This window comes from Lactiplantibacillus paraplantarum, from assembly GCF_003641145.1.
GTDB classification, from domain to species: domain Bacteria; phylum Bacillota; class Bacilli; order Lactobacillales; family Lactobacillaceae; genus Lactiplantibacillus; species Lactiplantibacillus paraplantarum.
Genome location: NZ_CP032744.1, coordinates 51,853 through 75,195, shown reverse-complemented (window position 1 = coordinate 75,195; position 23,343 = coordinate 51,853). Strand labels below are relative to the sequence as shown.

Here is a 23,343-nt window from a genome sequence, read left to right as displayed (position 1 = left end):
CAGTCACTTTGCACAGCACGTCGAAAAAGGTATTAGTGGCCATCAATATCAGACCACTAATACCCTTTCAATTATTTTAATCATTACAACGACTGTCGTTAATGATAAAACCGTTCAAAAGCGGCCGCCAAATCTACTTTGGCCTGCTTCAATGCTTGTGGTACATCGACACCTTGCGTTTGTAACCCTTGTGCCCGTACTATCTCAAACTGATCAAAACCCATGATTTCCGTGAACATCTTATCAAGATATAGCCGTGAAAATTCCATTGGTGTGTAACGGTCATTGCGAGTATAAATTGACCCACTGGCCTGCAGTAACATGACACGATAGTCATCAGTCATCAAGCCCACCGACCCATTTTCAGTGTAACGGAAAGTCTCTCGAGCTACTAAAATATTATCAATATAGTCTTTTAACCGTGCTGGCACGTTGAAGTTATGCAACGGCATCGCGATCACAATCCGATGATGAGCTTTAAACTGCTGTAAGAGTTGTTGATTGATTGCAAATAGTTGTTGCTCCCGAGCCGATAAGGTCACATGCTGAGCCTGTTTTTCCCAAATTCCTAATAATTCAGGTACCGTTGCTTGTGGCATAGCCATATCGTAGAGATTGATGATATCAACAGTATCCTCAGAGAAACGACTCTGAAAATGTTGCAAAAAGGCCTGTTCTAACTGAATAGAGTAGTGCGCCGTGTTCCGAAAGTCTGGATGAGCATTAATGATCAAAGTTTGCATATTTAAAAATCTCCTTATGATTAAATTAATCGTTGGTCGTAATTGACAACAGTTATATACTACAGTCAAAAGGTGCCAGTCTATGTCACCATTAAAATAGTTTTTTAGGAGAAATTATATGAATCGTTCTGAACGCCTTAATCAAGAGTTGATTTTTCTAAGCTACCGACAAACATTTCACGTTAAAGAACTAATGCAAGAATTTAACATCTCCAAACGTACGGCCCTGCGCGATATTAGCTCATTAGAACAGCTTGGCTTATCTTTTTACGTTGAGCCCGGTCGTTATGGCGGTTACCAGCTCATGCAGCAACAACTATGGGTCCCGATACTATTGAATAGTCAGGAAATCAACGCGCTCTTTTTTGCACTCAAAGCGCTCAGCTTACTGTCAGCGACGCCTTTTGAAAAATCCTACCAAACAATTTACAAAAAGCTCATGGCGACGCTGTCCTTAAGTAATCAGCGCCAAGTCGCTAAGTTACAGCGCGTCGTTAACTACTACTCAATTCCTAACCTAGATGCGCCGACACATTTAAGTGATTTATTAACAGCGATACTTGATGAAACGGTTGTCCAGTTGACAACCTCGCTTGTGACCGCTAAATTTCAAATTTTTGATTTATTATATCGACATGGAATTTGGTTCTTCAGTGGCTACGATCTCGACAGTAATGTTTGGGGAATTTACCGCTGTGATACCATTAAGTCTTTTCAAGTCAGCGAGCAACCAGCGCAATACACTTGGGAACAACTCGCCGAACGGCAACACGCTTATGATCGTGACCATCACAACATACGATACAAATGCGTGCTAACACCGCTGGGCCGTGAACACGTCCAGAAAAATAATTATCCTAATATGCGCTTAGAGCATCAGGACGGTCAAGACTACCTCGTTGGTGGCTATAATCAAGATGAACTAGCTTATATGATCGACTATTTACTAGGATTAGGCCGCAACGTTAAAATTATTTACCCCGAAGCATTAAAAACTGGTTATCTCAAAGAATTACAACAAATTCAGGCTTTTTATTGATGTTCAGTTTGCTGAACAAAAATACCGTTAACCCTATCAAGGTCTAACGGTATTTTTGATAACACCTTCGCACTATTTTTAACAGTTTTATTCAGTCGTGATATAATCCAAAATCGTATTCAAAACTTGTTGATTCTGGCTTGGCACCGGCGTTTGTAAGATTTCTGCTGTCGTTTGTTTCAAAGCCGAACCAGCAATATAACGACCATCATTAACCACCATTTCCCGTACATTATCCGCGGCTGGTTCTAAGTGAAATTGCAGGCCTACGACCCGATGATTGAATACAAATCCTTGATTAGCCACGCGGTCACTGGAAAACAATAAAGTCGCCTCGTCTGGCACGGCAAACATTTCTTCATGCCAATGTAGTACCGACAAGCTGGCTGGAATTCCTGGGATCACCGTACTCTGCCGATAAACGGGCGCCCAACCAACCTCCTTAGCTGGAGCTTTAGTGACTGGATAGCCTAAGGTCTTCACAATCTGTTGCGCGCCGTAACACGCCCCAAACAATGGCACATTGCGGTCTAATAGTTGTTGAATCAAGCGACGCTCTTGTTTGATCCACGGTAAATCATCATTGGGACTCATCGGTCCCCCGAGGATAACAAGCATCTCCGTCTCATCCGCCGTTGGGAGAACACCGAATTGATACGGATGATAGACATACATGGTATGGCCATGGGCATGCGCCCAATCGGCAATCATGCCAGGCCCCTCATTTGGGGTATGTTGCAACACATTAATTCGCATGGTTCGTCCTTTCCACAACGGCAATGTTTGGTCTGGGTATCGCCTGCAATTACCCAAGATAGGGTCATTATACCACGCTAAATAAAATGCCAATGGTCAGTTTATGCTAAACTTAAAACTAAAACCAATCGGAGGCCCCACAATGGATGTCCAATCCTTTTTTGAACAAGCTAAATCTACACTGAATCTGCCAAAAACAACCCCGTTACAGAGCGCCTATCAGTTTGGTAGCGAAGCCGATGAACTCGCACAACTCGTACTAACTGGCACAAAGACGGCTACCACCAGCGCTTATGATCTATACGAAGCTGATGAACCACTTCCAAAAGTTGGGGCTTACGATGTCATCTTAGACGCCCACGATCAACCGGTCTGTGTGACTCGTACTGACCAAGTCATGATTACCCCCTACCTTGACATCACTGCGACACACGCTTATTTAGAAGGTGAAGGCGACCGCACCTATGCCTATTGGCGCCACGTTCATGACGTCTTTTTTGAACAGGAGTACCAAAGTGCACACCAGCTCTTTGACCCCCAAACCGCACAAATGGTCCTAGAACGCTTTCATGTCGTTTATCCTGCGCACTAAATTAAAACATTGGGCACCTAGTGAATTCGCTTCCATTCGTGGTATATTGGAATAGAACTTTCATTAGGGGGAAAATACACATGCATACTATCGAACAGCTCAATGATGGGCGTGCGGTCTATTTGAATGGACACCGCGTCAATGTCGCCGACGTCCCAATCTTTCGTAAAACTTTAGCCCTGAATAACCAATATTACGCACTTCAACATACTCATGCTGAAGTACACACTTATCAAGAAAACGGTCAGCGCTATGATATTGATTTTAAAGTGCCACGTACCGTTGAGGATTTGCGGCAAAAACACCGGGCTTATCAGGAAATTGCACAAAGTAACAGTGGTATGTTAGGGCGCACACCAGATTTTCTTAATACTGGTATGGCCGTCTTAGCAGAACGCGCTGCCTTCCTCGGACACAACCAATATACCAATTTTGCAGCGAATGCTCGTAATTACGCTAAGGAGATCAAAACTAACGACATCTTCATTAGCCATGCCCTTCAAAACCCACAACTCAACCGTCAAAAAGCCATTAATAATATTCCATCCGGGTACGCAGGTGTTCATACCGTTGAACGTAACCAAGACGGCATCTTTGTTTCGGGTGCCAAAATGGTCAATACAATGGCCCCCATTGCCGATGACTTACTGATCTTCAATCCACCAGAGTTATTGCTAGCAAATGGTGATAGTAGTTACGCCGTCGCCTTTGCCACACCACTCAATAACCCCGGCGTCAAAATTATTTGTCGTAAATTATTGGACCATCCGGCTGCTTCAATCGACGACTACCCTCTAAGTAACGCCCTTGACGAAATCGATGCTTACATTGTTTTCGATCACGCTTTTATTCCATGGTCAAAGGTTTTTGTCGAAAATAACGTCGAAATGAGTAATCGTTTCTTCATTGATTCTGGCATGTTCATTCATACGTCCCATCAAGACGAGGTTCGTGGCATTACCAAACTCGAATTAGCAACTAGTTTGGCAATTCGTATCGCACATATCCTAGGTTTAGATGGGTTCCTAGGGGTCCAAGAAAAACTTGGTCGTTTGACGGCTAATCTTGAGCTCATCAAAGGCACCATCACTCGCTCAGAAGACGATGGTCATTTGGATAAATTTGGCATCTATACACCAAGTCTACAAGCATTACAGGCCGTCCGTTCAAACCTTCCCGAATTCTATGATGAGGCGCTCAGGGTAACCCAACACTTAGCAGCCGGTTCCATGGTTGGCGTACCTAGCTTTGCAGAATTTAATGGTGATAACGCCGCTATCTTAAACCAGGCTCTGACCACCGATCGGGCAACGGCCCAAGAACGGTCTCGCCTGTTGAACTTAGCCTTCGATTTGACCAGCGCCGGGTTCGGCCAACGTCAATTAATGTACGAATATTACCATGGTGGCGATCCAATGCGCATTCGCGCTCAACATTATCAACACGCTGATTTGCAAGCTGGTAATCACATGCTTGACCAACTATTGTCAACTGATAGCGTTGACCACTAATAATGATAAATCACGCCAGTACTCAGGCTAGTTCCAACTGAGCATTGACGTGATTTTTACAGTTTTACGATTCTTGACTACCTAGTCAAATATAATTGACGCAGCTGTTGACACTCCTTGGTAGTCAATTCTAAGCCAGCCTGTAAATAATTTGAGAATGTGCCGTAATGGGCTCTGATAACTTCAAAATAATGACTCAAGTAATCTGCATCTACTAATAATGCCTGACTAACAGCCCGCTGCTGTTCCGGCGTTAATTGAGACGCCATCGTCGCCAGAATTTGCTGATTAGCGTGCTCACGTGCCTGATTCGTTAACAAGTAATCAGCCATAATCTGCTCATCGCTAACAGCCATGATCTTCAAAAACAGGGCCGCACCGACCCCAGTCCGATCCTTGCCGGCAAAGCAATGAAACACTAGCGGTTGGTTTGGAACTAGTAATAATTGAATAAATCGGCGATAACTTTGACGAGCAGTTGGGTCTAATGCCAATTGTTCATATAACTGAATCATTCGCTCATGAACTGCCCCTGTGCTACTGACCATCGATTGCAAACTCGCATCATTGTTCATGACCTGGGCCAATACATCTAACACTTGATACTGTACTTGTGGCCACGTGACATCGGGAAATTGATGGCGCTCGTCAGCACTCCGCATATCAATGATCCGCGTAATTCCTAACGTTGTCGCCAAATATTGCTTTTGCGCCGGCGTTAACTGATTAAGTTGTCCTGACCGATAAATCAATCCATCTTTAACGACCTGTTGATGCACATTCCGATAACCGCCTAATGACCTTAAATTAGTAATCGCTACCATCACCAGCCTCCTTAATAAGTTGCTATTCTAATTGTAAACTTCCGTCGAATAATTTTCAGTCAAAGGCCATTCAAAAAGTCGTTTAACTGCTAGACACTCCTGTCCAGTGGTTAAACGACTTTTTAAACTATATTCATTCAACAATCTTCAATACCATACTGTCTAATTAATCAAAATGACGCCATTCATGGTCCAACAGTGCGCGCGCAACAAACAACCCTAATGGTAGAAACATGATAATTAATACCGCTTTGGTCAACCACAACGAACCAACACTTATTTGATTATTACCAATACTATAAATCGCTCGGTAAATATATAATCCTGGTACCATAATTACAATCGATGGGACAGTCAATGAGATTCGTGGATAACCATTATAGCGATTAACAATCGAAGCAATCAAGCCCGCAACGAGCGCCCCGCAAAAAGCCGCAGCGGCCGGTGGCATGGCTGTTAATTCTACTAGTTCAAGCCGTAATGTGTTGGCAATCGCGCCAATAAAACCCGCTGTAATGGCCATTTTTTGCGAACTATTAAACATAATTGAGAAACCATAAACCCCACAGAAACTAGCCGGTAAACGTAATAAAAGAATCGCTAATGGTGACAACCCTAATGGCAAAAAATCAGCGGGTTTAAAGTTCACTAAGGTTGCGACCAACCATCCGACCAGCGTAGCAATCAAAGTAATCATAATTGCATAAGCTAACCGTTCCAAACCCGAACGCATATCTAGCTTGGATATATCCAACATGCTCGTAATAAATGGGAACCCCGGAATCACGAATAACATTGCCCCGATATAACCAGCTTCATGTTGCGCTAGAATTTGAAAATTATATTCAAAAATTTTAAAGCTCACCATATAAGCCAGACAAGCTACGGCAACGCTGACCGCGATGCCTGCAATCGTCGTCATTGATCGTTTACCCATCAATGCACGAACATAGTTACCGAGTCCTGCCCCTAGAAAGGAGCAAATCATCTCTGGAATACCGCCGCCGAGTAAAAAGATGAATCCGCTACATGCTAATCCGGCTGCTAATCCTAAAACCACTGGTGAATACTGTTTAGGGCGCACTTGCACCTCATCAATGGCCGCATGTACTTGCGCCACCGTTAATCGAGCATACTGCTTATCGAAATCCTTGACAAATTGTTCTAAAATATTTAGCTTATCCGTATTGACGCCGGTGTTCGGTAAAGATAATACTTGTGTATAGCTACGTTCGTGATGAAAACACGTGTATTGAATCGAAATCAAGCCAATGTCCGCCGAACACGTCAAGTTAAGACTGCGGGCAATCTTATTCATCGCGTCACGAACTCGCCACGCCCCCGTACCACACGACAACATCAGAATACCAACTCGACCGACAATTGAAGTCCGCTCCTGCAAACTTGCGTGCTTAGCCGGCACATCTTCATTACGGATAAAGTCCTTCCACGGAATTGTCATATGATGTCGTTGCGATAATGGCATCATAGACTTACGATCATTATTCATAGTTTCCTCCATATTAATTGGTAACAATCATTAACAAGCTCCTCTTTATTTTAGGCTAGTTCTGCTATTTTGAATAGCTGTTCACAGATTTAAATAAGCAATGTTTCACGTGAAACATTGCTTATTGATCGTCACCTTGCAAAAAAACTACCTTGCTAATCTCAATAGTACTAGAGATTGCAAGATAGTTCCTAAATATTAAGATCATATAGATTTTATGCTAAGGCTGCTTCCAAATTAGCTAAGGTTAATTCACTCGTTGACTTAAAGTTAACGTCTGCCCCCGTCAAAATGGCAGGATCCCCAATACCAATCGACGTCTCACCAGCACCATTAATCGACTGAATTCCAACCTTAGCGTCTTCAACACCCGCACATTCTTCCGGTTTAAGCCCCAGTACTTCTGCACCACGCGCAAAAATTTCTGGATCGGGCTTGCCGTGTTTTAAGGTCGCTGGATCAACCCGTGCTTCAAAGTAATGTGCCAATCCTAATTGTTCTAGAACAAGTGGTGAATTCTTAGAAGCTGAGGCTAATGATAAGCGATAACCATGCTTAGCTAAGTCAGCTAAAAAGGCCTCAATACCAGGTAAAATTGCCGTTTTATCCATACCTTTCAATAGGTTCAAGTAATTCGTATTTTTCTTAGTCGCGTAAGCCTCTTTTTCAGCTTCTGTATAATCGTTTTCCTTACCACCTGTTTTCAGGATCAGATTCAACGAATCCATTCGGCTAACACCCTTCAAGTTATCGGCGAGCTCTTCACTCCAGGCCACGCCCAACTCATCAGCTAATTGATGCCAAGCTTGTGAGTGGTAGACGGACGTATCCGCAATCACGCCATCCAAATCAAATACAAACCCTTTAATATCCGTAAATTTACTCATTAATGTTTCCTCCTTGTGAATTACCCACACAATTAATTTATACTGATTAAACAACTATGCCATTATCTATAGACACTGCAAAACTTGATTTAGCCTATTCGCCCTTGAAAGACATTGTTATAACTCACTTACATTATAAAACGCTTTCAGCCTCAATGCAACCGGTTGCATAACTATTTTAATGATACAGCTCATGCTGAATAGTTCAGCCAGTGCCTCTTAGCTCAATAAATACGCGTTTATTATTGACAGTTATCAACTCACCGATTTATTAAATTTTACTGACACGGCCGTCTTTTCACAACCGGTTGCACACTTTTAGCTTCGCTTAGTCTTGGGTTGGGATTGGAATATCCGGTCGATACTGGTACTGATGTTGTACTAAAAATTGCTGTAATTTAAAACTAGCGGCTAATTTAAAACACGTTTCAGCATCCCGTAAGTCACATCCCGTTAACTCACTAATATGTTGTAGTCGATTACGCAGAGTATTTGGATGAACATATAATTGCTTAGCCGTTCGGGTCAAATTACAAGTCGCATGTAAGTATGCATCTAACGTCGGCAATAGTTCAGCATGATTTTGCTGGTCATAAGCCAGCAACAAGCGTAATGCCGGGTTAATAAAGAAAGGTAAAATTTCGAGATGATTGACCCGAGCTAATGCTAAATTATAAAACTGGTCTTCACAAAAAATCACCCGACCCCGGCCAGTCTTCAATTGCGCCGTTCGTTCACAAACCGTATACGCCGCAAACGTATCTTCTGGATTAACATAGTGTTGGGAAACGATTAGGCGACAATCTGCTTGCTTGGTAATTTGTTGGAGCGCTATTTTGAATTGATTCTGATTGTATGCGGCCAAACCAATTGAAATCAACGCCATACATTGCTGATGATAGGTGGAAACTAACACTTGCTTAAACCGTGGTAACATTAAATATTGGAGCCGTTGTTGTAAAATCATCGGCGCCTGATCAGCTAATGGCTCACAGCGAATCAGAACCATCGCAGTTGGTAGTTGCACATGTTGTTCAGCAAACTGATCAGCAAATGTTCCTCCCTGCCGCTCAGTTAACAATAAATTCAATAATCGGTCTCGTTGTGACTCAGCAGTCGGCATAATTTGATTTTTAACTAACGATCCAGCAATAACCTGGCCAATCGCATTAATGAGGAGTGCCTGCTGGTCATTTAACGGTTGATTGAGTGCCGGCATGACTAAATAACCAATGGGCTCGGTTCCATTCGCTAATGGCGTAATTAACATCGGCCCTGCTGACAAACGATCCTCCGCCACATAGACCTGCGTCAAAAAATCAGGCGTGTCCGGCGCAAACCCATGATCCAACAACCACTGGCCAACCCGGTTCGTTTCAACTGCCGCATGGATACTCGTTCCATTCAGTTGCGTTGTATGTGAACGAGTCAGAATCTCACCATTTAAATCAATAATCGCCAGCGGATTTTTCAGCAGCCGGACCGCTTGCGCCAATGTTGTATCAAAGTCTGCCGTAATCGCATTAATGGCTAGCTGATTGATGGCCGCTTGAATTTGAATATCATGATGTAAACACTTACCGAGTGTCATTAACAATTTTAGTAACTGATTCTGAGCAGCAATCACCGTGGTTAATCTCACACCCAAATTAACCACACCAACCGTTCGCCGGTGGCCGTGCCAACTATAAGATAATCGAACAATCTGGCTCGATTCGGGTTGCAAATACAGGCGATGCACCATCAAAGCTTCTGTCATATCAACAAATTGAACGTGTGTCACTTCAGGATTATGTGTAAATTTTGTATCAATGTTTACCTCAAATGCTGCAGCTAACTGCCGCAATAACGGTTTTAATTGCATGATCGATTAGCCTCCTTAGTCGCTCTTATCGCCTTCATCATAAGCAATGTAAGCGCTTTTGTAAAGCTGGTTACTGATGGACTGACCAGTGGCTCTTATTTAAGCTTTAACTTATCAGCCGTTCAAAAAAAGAGCGGGTTAGCCGCTCTTTTCACAAACTTATTATGTTAATTTCAACCGAGAAAATCGGTCTGGGTCTTAGCATCGTACCGGGTGGTATGCAGCGGTTCCTGTGCCGCTTTCCCAATCGCAATCCCCATTACTGGCACGTATCGTTTAGGATCAAGACCCAATGTTGGAATCATCTTCTCAAAATCGATACCGGAGAAGGCATTGGCGTCATACCCATGAGCCCGTGCAACTAGTAGCAACTGCATCCCAACAACGGAACAGTCAATCGTCGCATCAAATTTCAAGAAATCTGGCGTTGCATTTTCATATAGTGGTAAGAAAGTTCCCAGAATTTGATCCAAACGCTCCTTCGTAATATTACCGTCTTGATAAACCTTGTTCCAGACATCGCGGTAAACATAGTGCGACTGAGTATCACCGGCAATAAAGACGATGGCTGATGCACTGTCAACTTGCGGATAATTGAACTTCATCACAGCCTGTTTGAATTTAGCCTTTGCTTCGGGCGTATCAATCACTACAAAGTGCCATGACTGTAAATTACATGCCGATGGCGCAGTGGCTGCTTCCGCAATCATCTTTTGTAACTCAGCACGCTCAATTTTGACATCCGGGTCAAACTGCCGCACTGAATGGCGGTTAAACATCACGTCTGCTAAATCATTGTTCACTAGACTTTTTACTGCTTCTGACATCAGCTATTCCTCACTTTCATAATCAGCTTAAATAATATAGGTAGCTGCCTTTGGATTGAAGAAACTCCGGTCATAGCGGCCCGTTAAAAGCTTAGGCATCGTTGTCGCGGCATCAACTTCGTCCAATTTCAAAGTATTAAACATCACTGACGTATCAAAATGGAACCATGCAGCGCCAAGTGGCTTCAAAACCTTCAGTTCGCCAAACGGATCATCATCGGTTGACTCCAACTGAATGCTTAGATTCCCAGGTTCAACTTGATCAGCTAAGGACCGTAATTGAGTCGCAACTAATTGGACATTACTGAAATGGTTCGTCCCATCTTCATGTTGATCAATGTCATATTTGTAGAAGAAACTATTCATTTCGGCTTCCTTACCTAACGCGAGCTGCCCCGCAAATTGTTTCATAATTGACGGATCATTCAGTTCACCGGCCGTCCACGAAACGTTCAGTAATGTCTTGCCATGGCGTTCGACCGTGGCCGTCGCACTGTTGTCATTCCGACGTAATTCGATGGCATCCGCCAGCTTCTTAGGAATTCCAGCACCTTCACGCCCTGCAATCACACCACTTTCCGCGCCGGGTCCGTGGAGCAGTAAATTGATTGGATAGGCCCCCATCATCTTATCTTTATAGCTAACGAGAGCAAATAGACTTTCTTCAAGGTATGGGGCACTGAAGGTTGGTTTGCCCATATGAACGACATAGCCGCAAACTACCGGTGCCATTAATTTTAATGGAGCTGGAATTAAAGCCTTAAGCACCGCTTCGTCAGTGGCATAAGCAAACCCAATGCCTTCTTGGTCATTCATGCTTGGTGCCGTCAAAAAGTTCTTAACATCCTGATCACTTGCAATAAAACTTGCCATGGTAAAACACTCCTTTGTCTGCGTGACGATTGTTACATAATCCCGTCCATAATGTGAACGTCTGGTGCACCATCCGTGACGATCCGTTTAACTCGATCTTCAATCAATGGGTTATATTCGGGATGAGTCAAAATATAAAACCGGTTATCCTCTAAGGCTTTAAAAACGGTATCGGCAATCGTATCAATCGGTTTCCCATTGGTAATAACATACTTCGCAAACTGTTGCCCCTTTAAGTACGCTTCACTTTGATAATATGGGTCCGTTGGATCACTGTATTGCGCTGGTCGGTGATTCTCAGTGTGATAGAGATCCGTCTGCACGAATCCTGGACACATCACGTGCATGTCAATGTCAATATCGGCACGCTGTAAATCATAAGCCGTCGCCTCAGTCATCCCTACGGAAGCAAACTTGCTGGCATGGTACGATGGCATTCCGGGTGTATCCACCAAACCGGCAATTGAAGCCACGTTAAGAATATCCGCGTGGGTTTTCTGTTGAATCATAATGGGAATAATGCGCTTCATCGCATAGACTTGACTCATTAGATTGATATGCATGATCCATTCCCAATCACGAGTCGGCAATTCCCAAATCCGGCCGGGTAATGCGATTCCCGCATTATTGATCAGCAAGTCAATGCGACCAAATTTTTCCATTGCCTGTTCGACAGCGTCATCCACACTCGCTTCCTTAGTAACATCGGCTGTAATCATCAACGCCTCGGCACCTTTGTCGAGAACGTGCTGATAACTCTCTTTCAAAGCCGGTTCATCAATATCAACCATGGCTAATTTCATACCACGATCGGCGGCACCCTCAGCAATCACTTGCCCAAATCCGTGTGCAGCACCCGTAATAAACATGACCTTATCTTTAAAATCTTTCATGATTCGTTGATTCCTCCTCCAACTAAATTGTGATTTTTTTAACTTGAACAGTCCTATTGAACTGATGACCGGTCATTCATCTTGACTACGCTTTCATATTAACGCGTCAGTCTCTTCGAGGTAATGGGTAAAAACACTACTTTTTACCACTATTAAATGTAGGTTTTATACATGTGTCTTCGTTCACAAATATAACTAACTTGGCTACTCCAGTCACTGAACTACTAGTAGCGCGTATCCAGACAGCAAAAAAGCCTCCAAGCTTGAGTAGCTTGGAAGCTTCGAATTTTAAATATCACAATTTTAATTTCAAACGATTACTGAACGTCTCTAACTCACCTGTTTATAAACAGAGGCCGCACTTGAAACTTAGTTCTGACTTAACGTTTGCGCTAGGGTCGTCACGTTCAGCTTAATTTGATCACGTACCTGCCGAAAGACTTGTAATCGTTCATTAGTCGCGCCAGTAGCCCGTGCAGGATCAGGCAGTGGCCAATGGTACTTAATCACTGTAGGCGGGGTCACCGGACAGCGATCACGTGCATCACCACAGAGTGTGACAACAACCTGACACTGATTAAGGTAAGCCACATCAATTAGTTTAGAAGTATGGTCACTAATATCAATGCCAACTTCGGCCATTGTCTGGACAGCTAACGGATTCAGTCCGTGAATTTCCACGCCCGCACTCGCAACTTCCCAGGCTGACCCTAATAATTGTCGCGCAAAACCCTCGGCCATTTGACTACGGCAAGCATTGCCCGTACATAAAAAATAAATTTTAGGCATGATCGCTCATCCTTTCTCTGGCCCAACTAATACCGGGTGGACCCCAACTTGCTGACGCTCCCCAACCTCAATCATCGCCATTAGCCTCAGCAAAGTAATTAAGATGCTGAATACCCAACGCGACGCCGGTGCTTCAATGTGTTTCGCCATCAATTACCGGATAAAAATCGATCGTTTGAGCACGACAACCCGATGATCAATGATGTAATTGGTTCGCCACCACTCATTATCTTTCGGATAATCAGCGATTTCCATTATCTAACCAATCATGCTATTAACAGTAACCCGGCATGTGGCCACTGATTCACAGTCCATTACTGACTTCACCAGTATTTTTGTAATCGATTTCAAAACGATTTATACTAGAATTGATGTTACCAATAGTATACCAACTTAGGCAGTCCGTGCCTATGACTGTCATACTAATTATAAGCACCTAATTTACATTAATTTATTTATTGGAGGTTTTTTCCATGACAGTAGCAATTCGTTATCAAACTCGTAATGGTAATACTCAGGCATTTGCCGAACAAATCGCAACCGTGGCTGGCGTCCCCGCAGAATCAATCGACACGCCCGTTGAACAAGCTGATACGCTCTTCTTTGGCGGGGGAACTTATTTTATAAAACCCGACAAATCGGCATCTGCTTTCATGAAAAGCTTAGATGCTACGAAAGTTAAGCAAATCGCATTATTTACCACCTCAGGAGGACCCGAAATGGTTTCGGACAAGGCCCTCACAAAGATCGCAACTGAAAAGGGCATCCCCGTAATTGGCCATTTTCATCAAGTTATGGGTGGCAAGGGCATGAAAATCATCGGCAGTGCTGGGGGTAAACTCAAAGCTGAACAGATTGAACTCGTTAAAGAATTTGCACAGAAGATGTTGGCGCAATAAGTGAGCTAATAGCGTTTAGATTGACGATTGCCGGTCTGAACGCTATTTTTCTGTCTTAACATTTACACGGCAGTCACACGAATGTTTGTCTAATTTGGCGCAAAACATCTATGCACTGTTGCTGGTTAGTATTGGGTAAAAAGGACTTCCGGACTGCCAGCTGCATGTAGCAATGTAATTGTTCCTTAGGGGCCAATGGAATCCCCACAACCTGATCACTTAACACGATGGAACCTGCAATAACCATCCCTACACCGATATTTTGGGCAACCAGTCCCTCAACTAACGCATTTGTCGCCGCCTCATAAATAATCTTAGGGCTAATCCGACCGCGCTGACAATACTGTTCCAGCGCTAGCCGGGGCAAGGCGTGTTTGGGCCGAGCAATAATTGGTATGCCTTGTAAATCAGTTGCGCGAATTGTCTCTAGCTGGCTTAGCGGACTATTGACATTAACCAAAACCTGCAACTGATGCTCCTCTAAGATGCTCACCCGTAAATCAGTCGAGTGTTCTGGCAGCAGTGTTGAAAACACGGCCGCATCTAACTTACCATTCCGCAAATCAACTAATAACTTTTCAGAATCAGCTATCGTCGTCGTTACTTGATCCAATAAGTGAACTGATATAAATTTTTTAATCACCCGTGGGAGCCAGATTCCACCCGCTACGTTTGAAAAACCCAATCGGACCTGCCGTTCATTAGCGTGCTGAACTTCTAACGCCATTTGAGAAAAAGCCTTTAAAAGTTGGCTAGCCTTAATATACAAGGTACGCCCGGCCGCAGTCGTTACTAATTGTGCTCGATGATTGGCCTGTGTTAACAAGATCGCATGGTATTCAGACTCTAAACGTCTCAAAGCAGCCGAAATAGCGGGTTGCGTAACCTGAAACTGGGTAGCTGTGGCTGTATAATTTCCCGTCTCAACTAATGAGCAGAAATACTTCAAATCACGTTCATTCACATTAATACCTCCACGCTCAGTTTTACTTGCTGACTAATTTTAACACTAAATAAACGGCAATTCGCAGTCAGTACTGATCACGAATTGCCGCTTATAATTAAGTATTTACCACAAACCTAATAACTTCGTCCAGAGTAGCCCTCCACCTAACCAAATAATATTAAAAATGACACCCACAATTGCGCTTAGTTTCCACCACTCCGCACTCGTCACATAACCCGTACTTGATAGTAATGCAGCAGGGCCTGCCGAATATGGCGTCGTAGACAAGTTGATTGAGCCAGCAAATGCCAACAATAGAGCCGCCAAGACGTGGGGCACGCCAGCACCAATAGCGATGGATAAAAAGCCGGCGTATAGTGCTGAAATCTGCGTTGAAACACTTGGAAACATATAATGTAAGTAGAAATAGGCTAAAAACAAAATAATTAGAACACTAATCCAGTTCATCCCGTTCAGTAAATGCCCCAACGTTTTTGAAAACCAAGGGAAAAATCCTAACGTCATTAACTTCTTGGACATCATCATAATGATTGACAGCCAGACTAAAATATTCCAAGCAAAATTTTCATTAAGCAAATCTTTGGTGGTTAATACGCCGGTAATTAGTAAAATAACGACCGCAATAAAACTAACCTCGGTAGCATCAATGCCAATCTTAGTCCCAACTAACCATAAAATGATGGCTAAAACAAATGTTACCGACATAATTTTTTCACTAGCGGTCATTTTTCCGAGAGCCGTCAGCCGTGTCGTTGCCCAGCGATGCGCATCGGGGGTTTCCTTAACTTCGGGTGGATAAACTTTATATAATACCCACGGAATAATTAGTAGCGATAAAACTCCCGGAACACAGGCAGCCATGAACCACTGCATCCAGGTCACTGTGATTCCCTGCATTTTGGCTAAGCCGATCGCAACCATGTTACCAGCCAAGCCAGTCAAAAATAGGCCTGATGTAATATTATTAACTTCATACTCAGTAAAAACTAAAAATGAGCCTAATTTCCGTTGGGTCCCCTGTTTTGGGTCAGAGCCCATTTCACGAGAAAGATTATCAATGATTGGGTACATGATGCCATTGACCCGCGCATTATTGCTGGGAATACCAATCGCCAACACGGCATCAACAAAGGATAGGGCGTACGCTAAACTCAACGTGCGTTTACCAAATAAGCTGACAAATAAATAAGCAATCCGCTTGCCAAGTCCCGATTTGATAAAACCAGCAGCCATGAACATGCACATGGCAACCATCCACGCTGTCGAATTACCAAAACCGGTCGCGACTTCGTCCATCGTAAAAACACCCGTTAACGTCGCGACAACAATCCCAATCAGCGTGACGGCCATCATCGGCAACGGCTTGGTGATACAAGCAATAATCGTTGCTACAAAAATAGCAAAGAGATGCCACGCGATAATACTAATCGCTAACGGTCGTAGTGGTGTAAGTAACCAGAGACCAATTCCAAAGACTAACGGCAAAAGAAAGCCCTTCCATTTTACTTGACTCAACATTTGCAATTCCTCCTAATGATTTCTTGATTGTTAATTTTTTCACATAAGCTGACATCAACAGCTGTATTCCTTTTTTCAGTATCACCATAACTTAATTTATAAGTCTGTCAATCAAAATTTAGCAATACTTAACCCGTGAATGTAATGAAATCAGCTGTACTAGGGCTTAAGACGACGTCTCTTTTGTTCATATATTAGATTTTATTTTAATCAACGACAATCACTGGCTTCCTTTTTATAAATATAATTTATAAAAAACTAAAATAAAGTTTGCTGCTCGCTTAGTTCCTACTTAATAATCGTTGATCGAATAAAACAACTTTCGCTTGTTATCGTTGTCACAATAGTGTTTTGCGAAACTGGTCAAAATTAAAGGTTGTTTTTTCTATACGATTAATTATATTGAAAGCGTAAACAATCGATGTACTTATCAAACTAAAAAATAATAAAGGAATGTTGATTATGAAATATGTCGCCTTGATTGGTACGACTGCACAACAATCTTACAATCGTGAACTATTACAATTTATGAATCACCACTTTAGTCAGCGGGCTACGATTGACGTCAATGAGATTACCGGAATCCCACTATTCAATGAGCCTGATCAAGATGATATTCCAGCCACCGTTCAAATCTTAAATGATAAAATTAGCCAGGCAGACGGGGTTATTATTGGTGTACCCGAATACGATCATGCCATTCCAGCCGCACTCAAGAACGTCATCGAATGGCTCTCATACCAACTCCATCCGTTTGCTAATAAACCAGTCATGTTAGTTGGTACTTCCCTTGGCGTACAGGGGACATGCCGTGCTCAAGGTGACTTGCGCAATATTCTCAATGCGCCCGGAGTTGATGCTCAGGTACTTCCCGGCAATGAATACATGTTAAGCTACGCTGCTAAAGCCTTTGATCAGAATGGTCAAATGGTCGATGCCCCTTCTATCAAATTCTTGGAACGGTGCTTCGATAATTTTGAAAAATACGTTAAAGCACTCAACGGCACCCCCGCGCTCAATGTGAACTGGCACGGTAATTACGACGTTATCGTTTTAGGCTTTGGTGGTGCGGGTGCATCGGCAGCTCGCTTTGCCGCTGATAATGGCGCAAAAGTTCTACTAGTGGATGCGGCGCCATTTGGCCGTGAAGGCGGCAACACCCGCTACTCTGCCCAACATGTCGTTACGGGTGAAAGCCTAGATAAACTAACCGCTTATTATCAAGCACTGGGCGCACCCTTTAGTACTCCTACTAAGACGCTCAACGCTTATTTAAGCGGCATGAACAAAATTCCAACATACTTTGAAAAGTACCTAGGAATTAAAGCAGTCAGTTGGAAACATGACATTAAACCTGGTGATGCTGTTGCCATCAAGAAAACCATGGCGGAATATCCAGAATTAGCTGGGAGCGAGACTGTCGATTTCGCCCTCGTTCATAAACGCGATAAAGACGCCGCATTATGGAAACTCCTCCGGCAAAAAGTGCTCGAACGGGCCGACAATATTGACGTCTGGTTAGACTCACGAGCACAACACTTGATTCAAGACCCCAGCACCAAAATCATTCAAGGTGTCCAGATCAAACGCGGTGAACGCTTACTTAACATTCACGCCAACAATGGCGTCGTCCTTGCAATGGGGGGCTTTGAAAATAATCCTGAGTTAACACAAACTTACCTTCATAGCAATCACTTGACCCCATTGGGCACCCTTTATAACCGTGGTGATGGCGTCAAAATGGCCCAAGAAGTTGATGCCAAAATGTGGCACATGACCAATTATGAATCTCACGGTATCTTACCTGGAATCACCTTCAAAGAAGACGCCAACGAGCGGGGCCGGCAAATTGAGCATTGGCCATTACTGAAGAACGGCAGTATTTTCGTTATCGCTGACGACGGGACACGTTATTTCCAAGAAGATGCTAAGCACCGGCATGGACACGTTTATACGCACGGTTCTTGGTTGATTCCAATGAAGAACCAGCACCCCTACTTGATCTTTGATCAAACCCAGTACGATGCCTTCAAACAAGAAGAAAGTCAGGCTGGTCAGTTACCTTATCCGAAATTCATGACCAAGCTCGTTTCCGCGCCAACGATTGCACAATTGGCAGACAAATTAGACGTTCCTGCTAACAATCTGCAACAGACCGTCACCGATTTTAATCACTATACAGAAGTGGGTCGTGATTTTGAATTTGGCCGTGATCCACAAACGATGCGGCAGCTGGACGGTGGCCCTTACTATGCCATTGCCGCGGCAAATGACGTTCTCAACACACAGGGCGGACCACAGCGTAATGAAAACGCCCAAATTCTCAATGTCAACGACGAACCGATTCCCCACTTATTCGGCGCTGGTGAATTAGGCGGTATCGTTGCGAACTGCTATCAAGGCGGCGGTAATTTGGCCGAATGTTTGATTTTTGGTAAGTTAGCTGGTGAAAACGCTGCTCGTCCAAAGGTAGATAGTGAATCTGTCACCGCCAACGAAGCCAACGGAATTAATGATCTTGTTGATGGCGAAACAGCATCCAATGTTAAACTGGCCGCTGATCAATATCTCGGCAGTTCTAATGCCGGGCTAGGTGGCAAAGTTATTGTGCGTGTGACTTACAACGACCATAAAATTCAAGCAGTCGATGTTATTCAACACCATGAAAGTGAAGATGTTGGTTTAACCGCTATCGATCAAATTCCACAAGAGATTGTGGCAGCCAACTCCACTAGCGTTGATGCCGTCTCAGGTGCCTCTGCATCTAGCCGAGCCATTAAAGAAGCGGTTCAAGATGCGTTGAAACAAGTCAAAGCTTCAGTCACGAATTAAGTACAATTCAAAGCAAATATGTATTTAAAAACATCACGTAACTCAAACGAGTTGCGTGATGTTTTAGTGTCCCGTGGCGAAAGTTTCACGTGAAACATTTTTAATCGAAGCTTTGCCAAGTGAATTTTAAAAATAAAGATACCAAATTAGCCAGGAATTGTATGTGTAAGACAAGTATCATGGCATAACCCTCATAAACACCATACTATTGCCAAAATCAGCAGCATCCGTTATACTGTTTATCGCTGTGGCTATAATCGGCCGCAATAAGGAGATGATTAATGATGATGGCATCATTATCTGTACGCAAAAGTGCTGCTCGTTAGCGACACTTTTCGACAGAACCTTTCAGAGAAGTGTCTGGTTTGAATCTGAAAGGAATTATATTATGCAACCGACAATTACCACCTATCAATACAGTTATATTACTCAGCAAGTCAATCAATTAATTAGCGCCGAGCTAGCCGTAAACGACCTTCAAATTAGAACCGTCGTGCGTGCGCAAGCCTTCGAGCGGATTACGCCACTGCTTCCCAGTGACGATCCAATCGCTGATAATTTCTTGTCCCATTTGCAAACGGACCGGCTAACCCGTGCCAAGGCTCCTCAACTACTAGAAACGCTAATTCCGTTAGTTATTCCGTTTCCATCCTTGACGACAAAGCAACTGAGCAAGTTGTTTCGCAAGGTCAAAAAGTTGAAACAGCCTGTATGGTCACAATTGGCATTACACGAATTGACTTATCTGGGTTGGAATGATGGTGGTAACCAGAAAAAGTATTTAGTAATCCCGGATCATGATCGCCTCATTGGCATCCAGGGAGATTTAGCACCACAAACCGTCAAGGGCGTCTGTGCCATTTGCCAAACAATTGGCAACGTCGCACTCTTTATGTCGACAACCAAGTCATCTGGTCTCGGACCTTACACACGTAACGGCAATTACATTTGTCGTGACAGTAATCAGTGTAATCGACAATTGTCCGACCCGCAGGCTTTAGCTGACTTTTTAGCAGTTGTCCGTCCAAAACGATAATTAAATAAAAATCAGGGCCACCAAGAACAGTTGCAACTGCCGTTCTTGGTGGCCCCTTTCATTAATCTTATTCGGTGACGCTGATACAATAAGCGCGTGTTGGCGAGTCGCTGACCTCAATTCGCATGAGTTGCGCCCCATTGTCTCGCAATGTCTTATCAATCTTGGTAAACAGGTACTCCGTGACATTTTCAACAGTCGGATTAACGGTTTTAAATTCAGGTAAGCCGTTCAAAAATTTACCTGACAATTCATCCAACGCTTGATGCAAGTTTTTTTCAATATCGTAAAAAGCAACCATCGCATCAACCGTGTGCAGTTCACAGACAATTTCCCACGTGTGCGTGTGCTTTTTTCCGGAGCCCGTTGCCCACCGCACCGCATGGCTAGCGTTGACATAGGATTTAATTTTGTACGTTCGTTGTTTAGTCGTCATTGCCCGGCCTCCTCTATTAGGTTTAAGTTACCCTCCATCTTAGATGAAACGGCGTCGGTTGGCAATAGTGTCCGCTGGTAAGCAGTTGGTTTCTGCCGCAAAAGTGAGTACTAATTGATAATGTGCAAAATTTTCGGCGTAGCAACTCGGTCAGTTCGAAATTGATTTAACAATTTTTCAGGCTTCTCATAGCCTAAAGCAATCCCCATCGCCACTACTTTATCCGCAGGCATTTCGAGTTCGTTTCGTACAATGGCCGGATATTTAACCAGTTCATAAGATGGTACTGACTGTACTCCACGAGCAGTTGCGGCTAACATTAATGTCTGCGAAAAAGCGCCTAGATCATAGATTGACCAACTATTAGGGTTAGCATCAAGCACGAGATAAGCAATCGCCGGTGCGCGATAAAGATTACCACGACTATCCCAATAAGTGGTCGGGTCTGAGTCAATCACGGGCCGAAAAGTTCCGACCCAGTGCCCCATATTTTGGCTAGCAACCGCCGAAAAATCACCCCGGTGTACTTTGGCGAGATCAGCGTCTTCCGTAATCCCTTGCTCAGCGGCAGTAGCATAGTGTTGCTTAATATTAGTCAGTGCGTGCCCCGTTGCAATATAGACTTGCCATGGTTGTGAATTGCCCCACGATGGGGTTTGCTGAGCATCCGTAACAATCGTTGTTAATAGCTGTGGCTCAATAGGGGCATCTTTAAACGCCCGGACTGAATGCCGGGTGTGAATCGCTTTAATTGTTTCCATGAATTTTTAGCTCCTATATTTTAACTAATGATGATCAAAGAGAATAAGCATCATTATAAGAGATAGGGATATCTTTTTCAAGCGATAAAACTCGGTTAGCCAGGCTCATCGTCATAAACTGGTAAACTAAAAACGTGGCAATACCGAGCCATTCATGCTCAGTATTACCACGTTTTTAACCAAATCAGGCCCTTAAAGTTATAGTCAATAAGTCATGAACACCAGCTTTAACAAGGCTGTTGTAGACTTTATTTTAATGCAATCTTTACCCGCCGTTGGAGATCTGGTATCACGGTCGTTTGGAACCATGGATTTTTCTTTTGCCAGCCATAATTTAGGGGCGATGGATGCACTAATGGGAAATAATCGGGCAAGTAATCCTGATAATTTTGAACCGTTGCAGTCAACGTCTTTTGTCGAGAACGGCCTAAATAAGCCTTGATTGCATATTGGCCCACAAGTAACGTCAGTTGAACATTAGGCATCATTGCCAATAACGGTTCGTGCCACTTATCCATGAAGTCTTTGCGCGGTGGTAAGTCACCGCTTTTGCCCTTACCAGGATAATAGAAATCTAGCGGCATAACCGCAATGCGGTCGCTCTGATAGAATTGCTCCCGCGTCACGCCCATCCAGTCTCGCAGTCGGTCGCCGCTCGCATCATTAAAGTACGTCTTGGTATTTTGAGCAATGCGTCCCGGTGCCTGGCTGATTACTAAAATAGTAGCTGTCGGTAATACGTGAAATAGCGGATCCCAACCTTTTGCTGTATATTCAGCGTTATCGGGATCAGCTTTGATTGCTTCGGTAATCTCTTTGATTGTTGTGATATGGATGCACCTGCGATTCGTTGGTAGTTTTATTGGCGATACTTTTCCCATGCCTGTTTGATTAAACTCAGAATGTATTCAATCTGAGTATCATCTTTTATAATCACTTCATAGTCTCCATTGCCCCAATGGCCGATACTGCTAACATCTCTCAACAAATCGTTGGGATCGTTTAACTCCCCCTTAGATAAATTGATCCAGATTTTTAATTGGTTTTTCTGCGGTAACAAGTCAACCACATTATGATGTTTGATACGTAGTCCGATGTAAACTTTGGTCGGTTTAACTTCAAATTCTGAATCCCACAGCAAAATGGCGGCTTTAAGCTCATCATACAAGTCACAAATATTAGCAGCTGCTCTATCCATGAACATTGCCTCAGTATAGGGCTTCAAATCACTTACTTGATCAACATCCGCCGCTTTCGGAATTGTTTTGGACTGTGACAATGACGTATTAACGTTATTTGCAAAACGACTATTTTCACTATTATTTATAATCTGAAGCAGCGTCAAATAGCCATTCTCAGTTTTCCTAGCCTCATATAACTCAATTGGCAAGTTGGGGTTATCGATAGCATCTTTTTGATAATTAGTATAACTACCAGCGATAAAAACAACCCGTGTTTGTGTCCAGTCAAAGTCAGCCACTCGCGCCCGTGCACCAAGCTTTTCATTGTAGGCTAACGTAAAATCAGCTTTATGTTGCAAAAGTGTGTTTAAATAGGCAGTGCCCTGATCAACCACGCTATCCTTAGACGTTCGTTTATATTCAATGATTACGAAAGCTCGGACTTCGCTATCATACGCCACTGTATCTAACCGATAATGCCCCACTGTAAATTCACTGACAATAAATTGAACTCCTAGGACTAATTCCAGGTTATTTTCAATCAAATTTTGTAGTTCACGTTCAATATTAAAACTTGAAACACTTACTTTACTTAGACTATTTTG

Annotated in this window: 22 protein-coding genes; 6 read left to right on the top strand and 16 right to left on the bottom strand. The window is 43.4% G+C overall.

Going from position 1 to position 23,343, the window contains the following annotated elements:
* Nucleotides 1-98 precede the first annotated feature (98 nt).
* The gene (locus tag LP667_RS00310) at nt 99-743 is read right to left on the bottom strand and encodes an FMN-dependent NADH-azoreductase (protein ID WP_021730389.1); all 645 of its coding nucleotides are present in this window, start codon (nt 741-743) and stop codon (nt 99-101) included.
* Nucleotides 744-861: 118 nt separating this feature from the next.
* On the opposite strand from LP667_RS00310, the gene LP667_RS00305 reads away from it, so the two are divergent.
* Nucleotides 862-1,782, top strand: coding sequence for a helix-turn-helix transcriptional regulator (locus LP667_RS00305; RefSeq protein WP_021730388.1), 921 nt, complete (start codon nt 862-864; stop codon nt 1,780-1,782).
* Between the two features lie 87 nt (nt 1,783-1,869).
* On the opposite strand, the gene LP667_RS00300 is transcribed toward LP667_RS00305, so the two are convergent.
* Nucleotides 1,870-2,538 (bottom strand): type 1 glutamine amidotransferase, encoded by a 669-nt coding sequence (locus LP667_RS00300; RefSeq protein ID WP_033609243.1) that lies wholly within the window; start codon nt 2,536-2,538, stop codon nt 1,870-1,872.
* Between the two features lie 142 nt (nt 2,539-2,680).
* On the opposite strand from LP667_RS00300, the gene LP667_RS00295 reads away from it, so the two are divergent.
* Nucleotides 2,681-3,130 carry an ASCH domain-containing protein gene (locus LP667_RS00295; RefSeq protein ID WP_056988325.1) on the top strand — a complete coding sequence of 150 codons (450 nt, stop codon included), beginning with the start codon at nt 2,681-2,683 and terminating at the stop codon, nt 3,128-3,130.
* 80 nt (nt 3,131-3,210) lie between these two features.
* Entirely contained in the window at nt 3,211-4,641 is a 1,431-nt protein-coding gene (locus LP667_RS00290; RefSeq protein WP_056988324.1) for a 4-hydroxyphenylacetate 3-hydroxylase N-terminal domain-containing protein, read from the top strand.
* Nucleotides 4,642-4,718: 77 nt separating this feature from the next.
* Here LP667_RS00290 and LP667_RS00285 read toward each other — a convergent pair whose 3' ends face one another.
* The 8 genes from LP667_RS00285 to arsC form a co-directional block, all read right to left on the bottom strand.
* Nucleotides 4,719-5,465, bottom strand: coding sequence for a tyrosine-protein phosphatase (locus tag LP667_RS00285; protein WP_021730384.1), 747 nt, complete (start codon nt 5,463-5,465; stop codon nt 4,719-4,721).
* A 166-nt stretch (nt 5,466-5,631) separates the two neighbouring features.
* A complete protein-coding gene (locus LP667_RS00280; RefSeq protein WP_056988323.1) occupies nt 5,632-6,975 on the bottom strand; it encodes a threonine/serine exporter family protein in 1,344 nt (447 codons plus the stop codon).
* 215 nt (nt 6,976-7,190) lie between these two features.
* Nucleotides 7,191-7,862: a beta-phosphoglucomutase gene (gene pgmB, locus LP667_RS00275; RefSeq protein ID WP_021730382.1), complete on the bottom strand. Its 672-nt coding sequence runs from the start codon at nt 7,860-7,862 to the stop codon at nt 7,191-7,193.
* A gap of 328 nt (nt 7,863-8,190) precedes the next feature.
* The gene (locus LP667_RS00270) at nt 8,191-9,726 is read right to left on the bottom strand and encodes a PucR family transcriptional regulator (protein ID WP_021730381.1); all 1,536 of its coding nucleotides are present in this window, start codon (nt 9,724-9,726) and stop codon (nt 8,191-8,193) included.
* A gap of 173 nt (nt 9,727-9,899) precedes the next feature.
* Nucleotides 9,900-10,553, bottom strand: coding sequence for a nitroreductase family protein (locus LP667_RS00265; RefSeq protein ID WP_021730380.1), 654 nt, complete (start codon nt 10,551-10,553; stop codon nt 9,900-9,902).
* Nucleotides 10,554-10,580: 27 nt separating this feature from the next.
* On the bottom strand, nt 10,581-11,426 hold the full coding sequence (locus LP667_RS00260) for an acetoacetate decarboxylase family protein (RefSeq protein WP_012778317.1): 846 nt from the start codon (nt 11,424-11,426) through the stop codon (nt 10,581-10,583).
* 32 nt (nt 11,427-11,458) lie between these two features.
* A complete protein-coding gene (locus LP667_RS00255) occupies nt 11,459-12,319 on the bottom strand; it encodes an SDR family NAD(P)-dependent oxidoreductase (RefSeq protein ID WP_021730379.1) in 861 nt (286 codons plus the stop codon).
* A gap of 369 nt (nt 12,320-12,688) precedes the next feature.
* On the bottom strand, nt 12,689-13,108 hold the full coding sequence (gene arsC, locus LP667_RS00250) for an arsenate reductase (thioredoxin) (RefSeq protein WP_021730378.1): 420 nt from the start codon (nt 13,106-13,108) through the stop codon (nt 12,689-12,691).
* A gap of 473 nt (nt 13,109-13,581) precedes the next feature.
* Between arsC and LP667_RS00245 the strand changes: the two genes are divergently transcribed.
* Complete coding sequence (locus LP667_RS00245; RefSeq protein WP_021730376.1) at nt 13,582-14,007, top strand: NADPH-dependent FMN reductase family protein; 426 nt, start codon at nt 13,582-13,584, stop codon at nt 14,005-14,007.
* Nucleotides 14,008-14,080: 73 nt separating this feature from the next.
* Here LP667_RS00245 and LP667_RS00240 read toward each other — a convergent pair whose 3' ends face one another.
* Both LP667_RS00240 and LP667_RS00235 read right to left on the bottom strand, forming a co-directional pair.
* The gene (locus LP667_RS00240; protein WP_021730375.1) at nt 14,081-14,971 is read right to left on the bottom strand and encodes a LysR family transcriptional regulator; all 891 of its coding nucleotides are present in this window, start codon (nt 14,969-14,971) and stop codon (nt 14,081-14,083) included.
* A gap of 105 nt (nt 14,972-15,076) precedes the next feature.
* Complete coding sequence (locus LP667_RS00235; protein ID WP_021730374.1) at nt 15,077-16,492, bottom strand: DASS family sodium-coupled anion symporter; 1,416 nt, start codon at nt 16,490-16,492, stop codon at nt 15,077-15,079.
* Nucleotides 16,493-16,954: 462 nt separating this feature from the next.
* On the opposite strand from LP667_RS00235, the gene LP667_RS00230 reads away from it, so the two are divergent.
* Nucleotides 16,955-19,324 (top strand): FAD-binding protein, encoded by a 2,370-nt coding sequence (locus LP667_RS00230; RefSeq protein ID WP_021730373.1) that lies wholly within the window; start codon nt 16,955-16,957, stop codon nt 19,322-19,324.
* 388 nt (nt 19,325-19,712) lie between these two features.
* The gene (locus LP667_RS00225; protein ID WP_021730372.1) at nt 19,713-20,360 is read left to right on the top strand and encodes a FusB/FusC family EF-G-binding protein; all 648 of its coding nucleotides are present in this window, start codon (nt 19,713-19,715) and stop codon (nt 20,358-20,360) included.
* A gap of 67 nt (nt 20,361-20,427) precedes the next feature.
* On the opposite strand, the gene LP667_RS00220 is transcribed toward LP667_RS00225, so the two are convergent.
* The 4 genes from LP667_RS00220 to LP667_RS00205 form a co-directional block, all read right to left on the bottom strand.
* Nucleotides 20,428-20,796, bottom strand: coding sequence for a 6-carboxytetrahydropterin synthase (locus tag LP667_RS00220; RefSeq protein WP_021730371.1), 369 nt, complete (start codon nt 20,794-20,796; stop codon nt 20,428-20,430).
* A 110-nt stretch (nt 20,797-20,906) separates the two neighbouring features.
* Nucleotides 20,907-21,557 (bottom strand): nitroreductase, encoded by a 651-nt coding sequence (locus LP667_RS00215; protein WP_056988322.1) that lies wholly within the window; start codon nt 21,555-21,557, stop codon nt 20,907-20,909.
* A 248-nt stretch (nt 21,558-21,805) separates the two neighbouring features.
* Complete coding sequence (locus LP667_RS00210) at nt 21,806-22,438, bottom strand: uracil-DNA glycosylase family protein (protein ID WP_082618909.1); 633 nt, start codon at nt 22,436-22,438, stop codon at nt 21,806-21,808.
* Nucleotides 22,417-23,283: a DUF5655 domain-containing protein gene (locus LP667_RS00205; protein ID WP_225428781.1), complete on the bottom strand. Its 867-nt coding sequence runs from the start codon at nt 23,281-23,283 to the stop codon at nt 22,417-22,419. The genes LP667_RS00210 and LP667_RS00205 overlap by 22 nt, the downstream gene beginning before the upstream one ends.
* Nucleotides 23,284-23,343 lie beyond the last annotated feature (60 nt).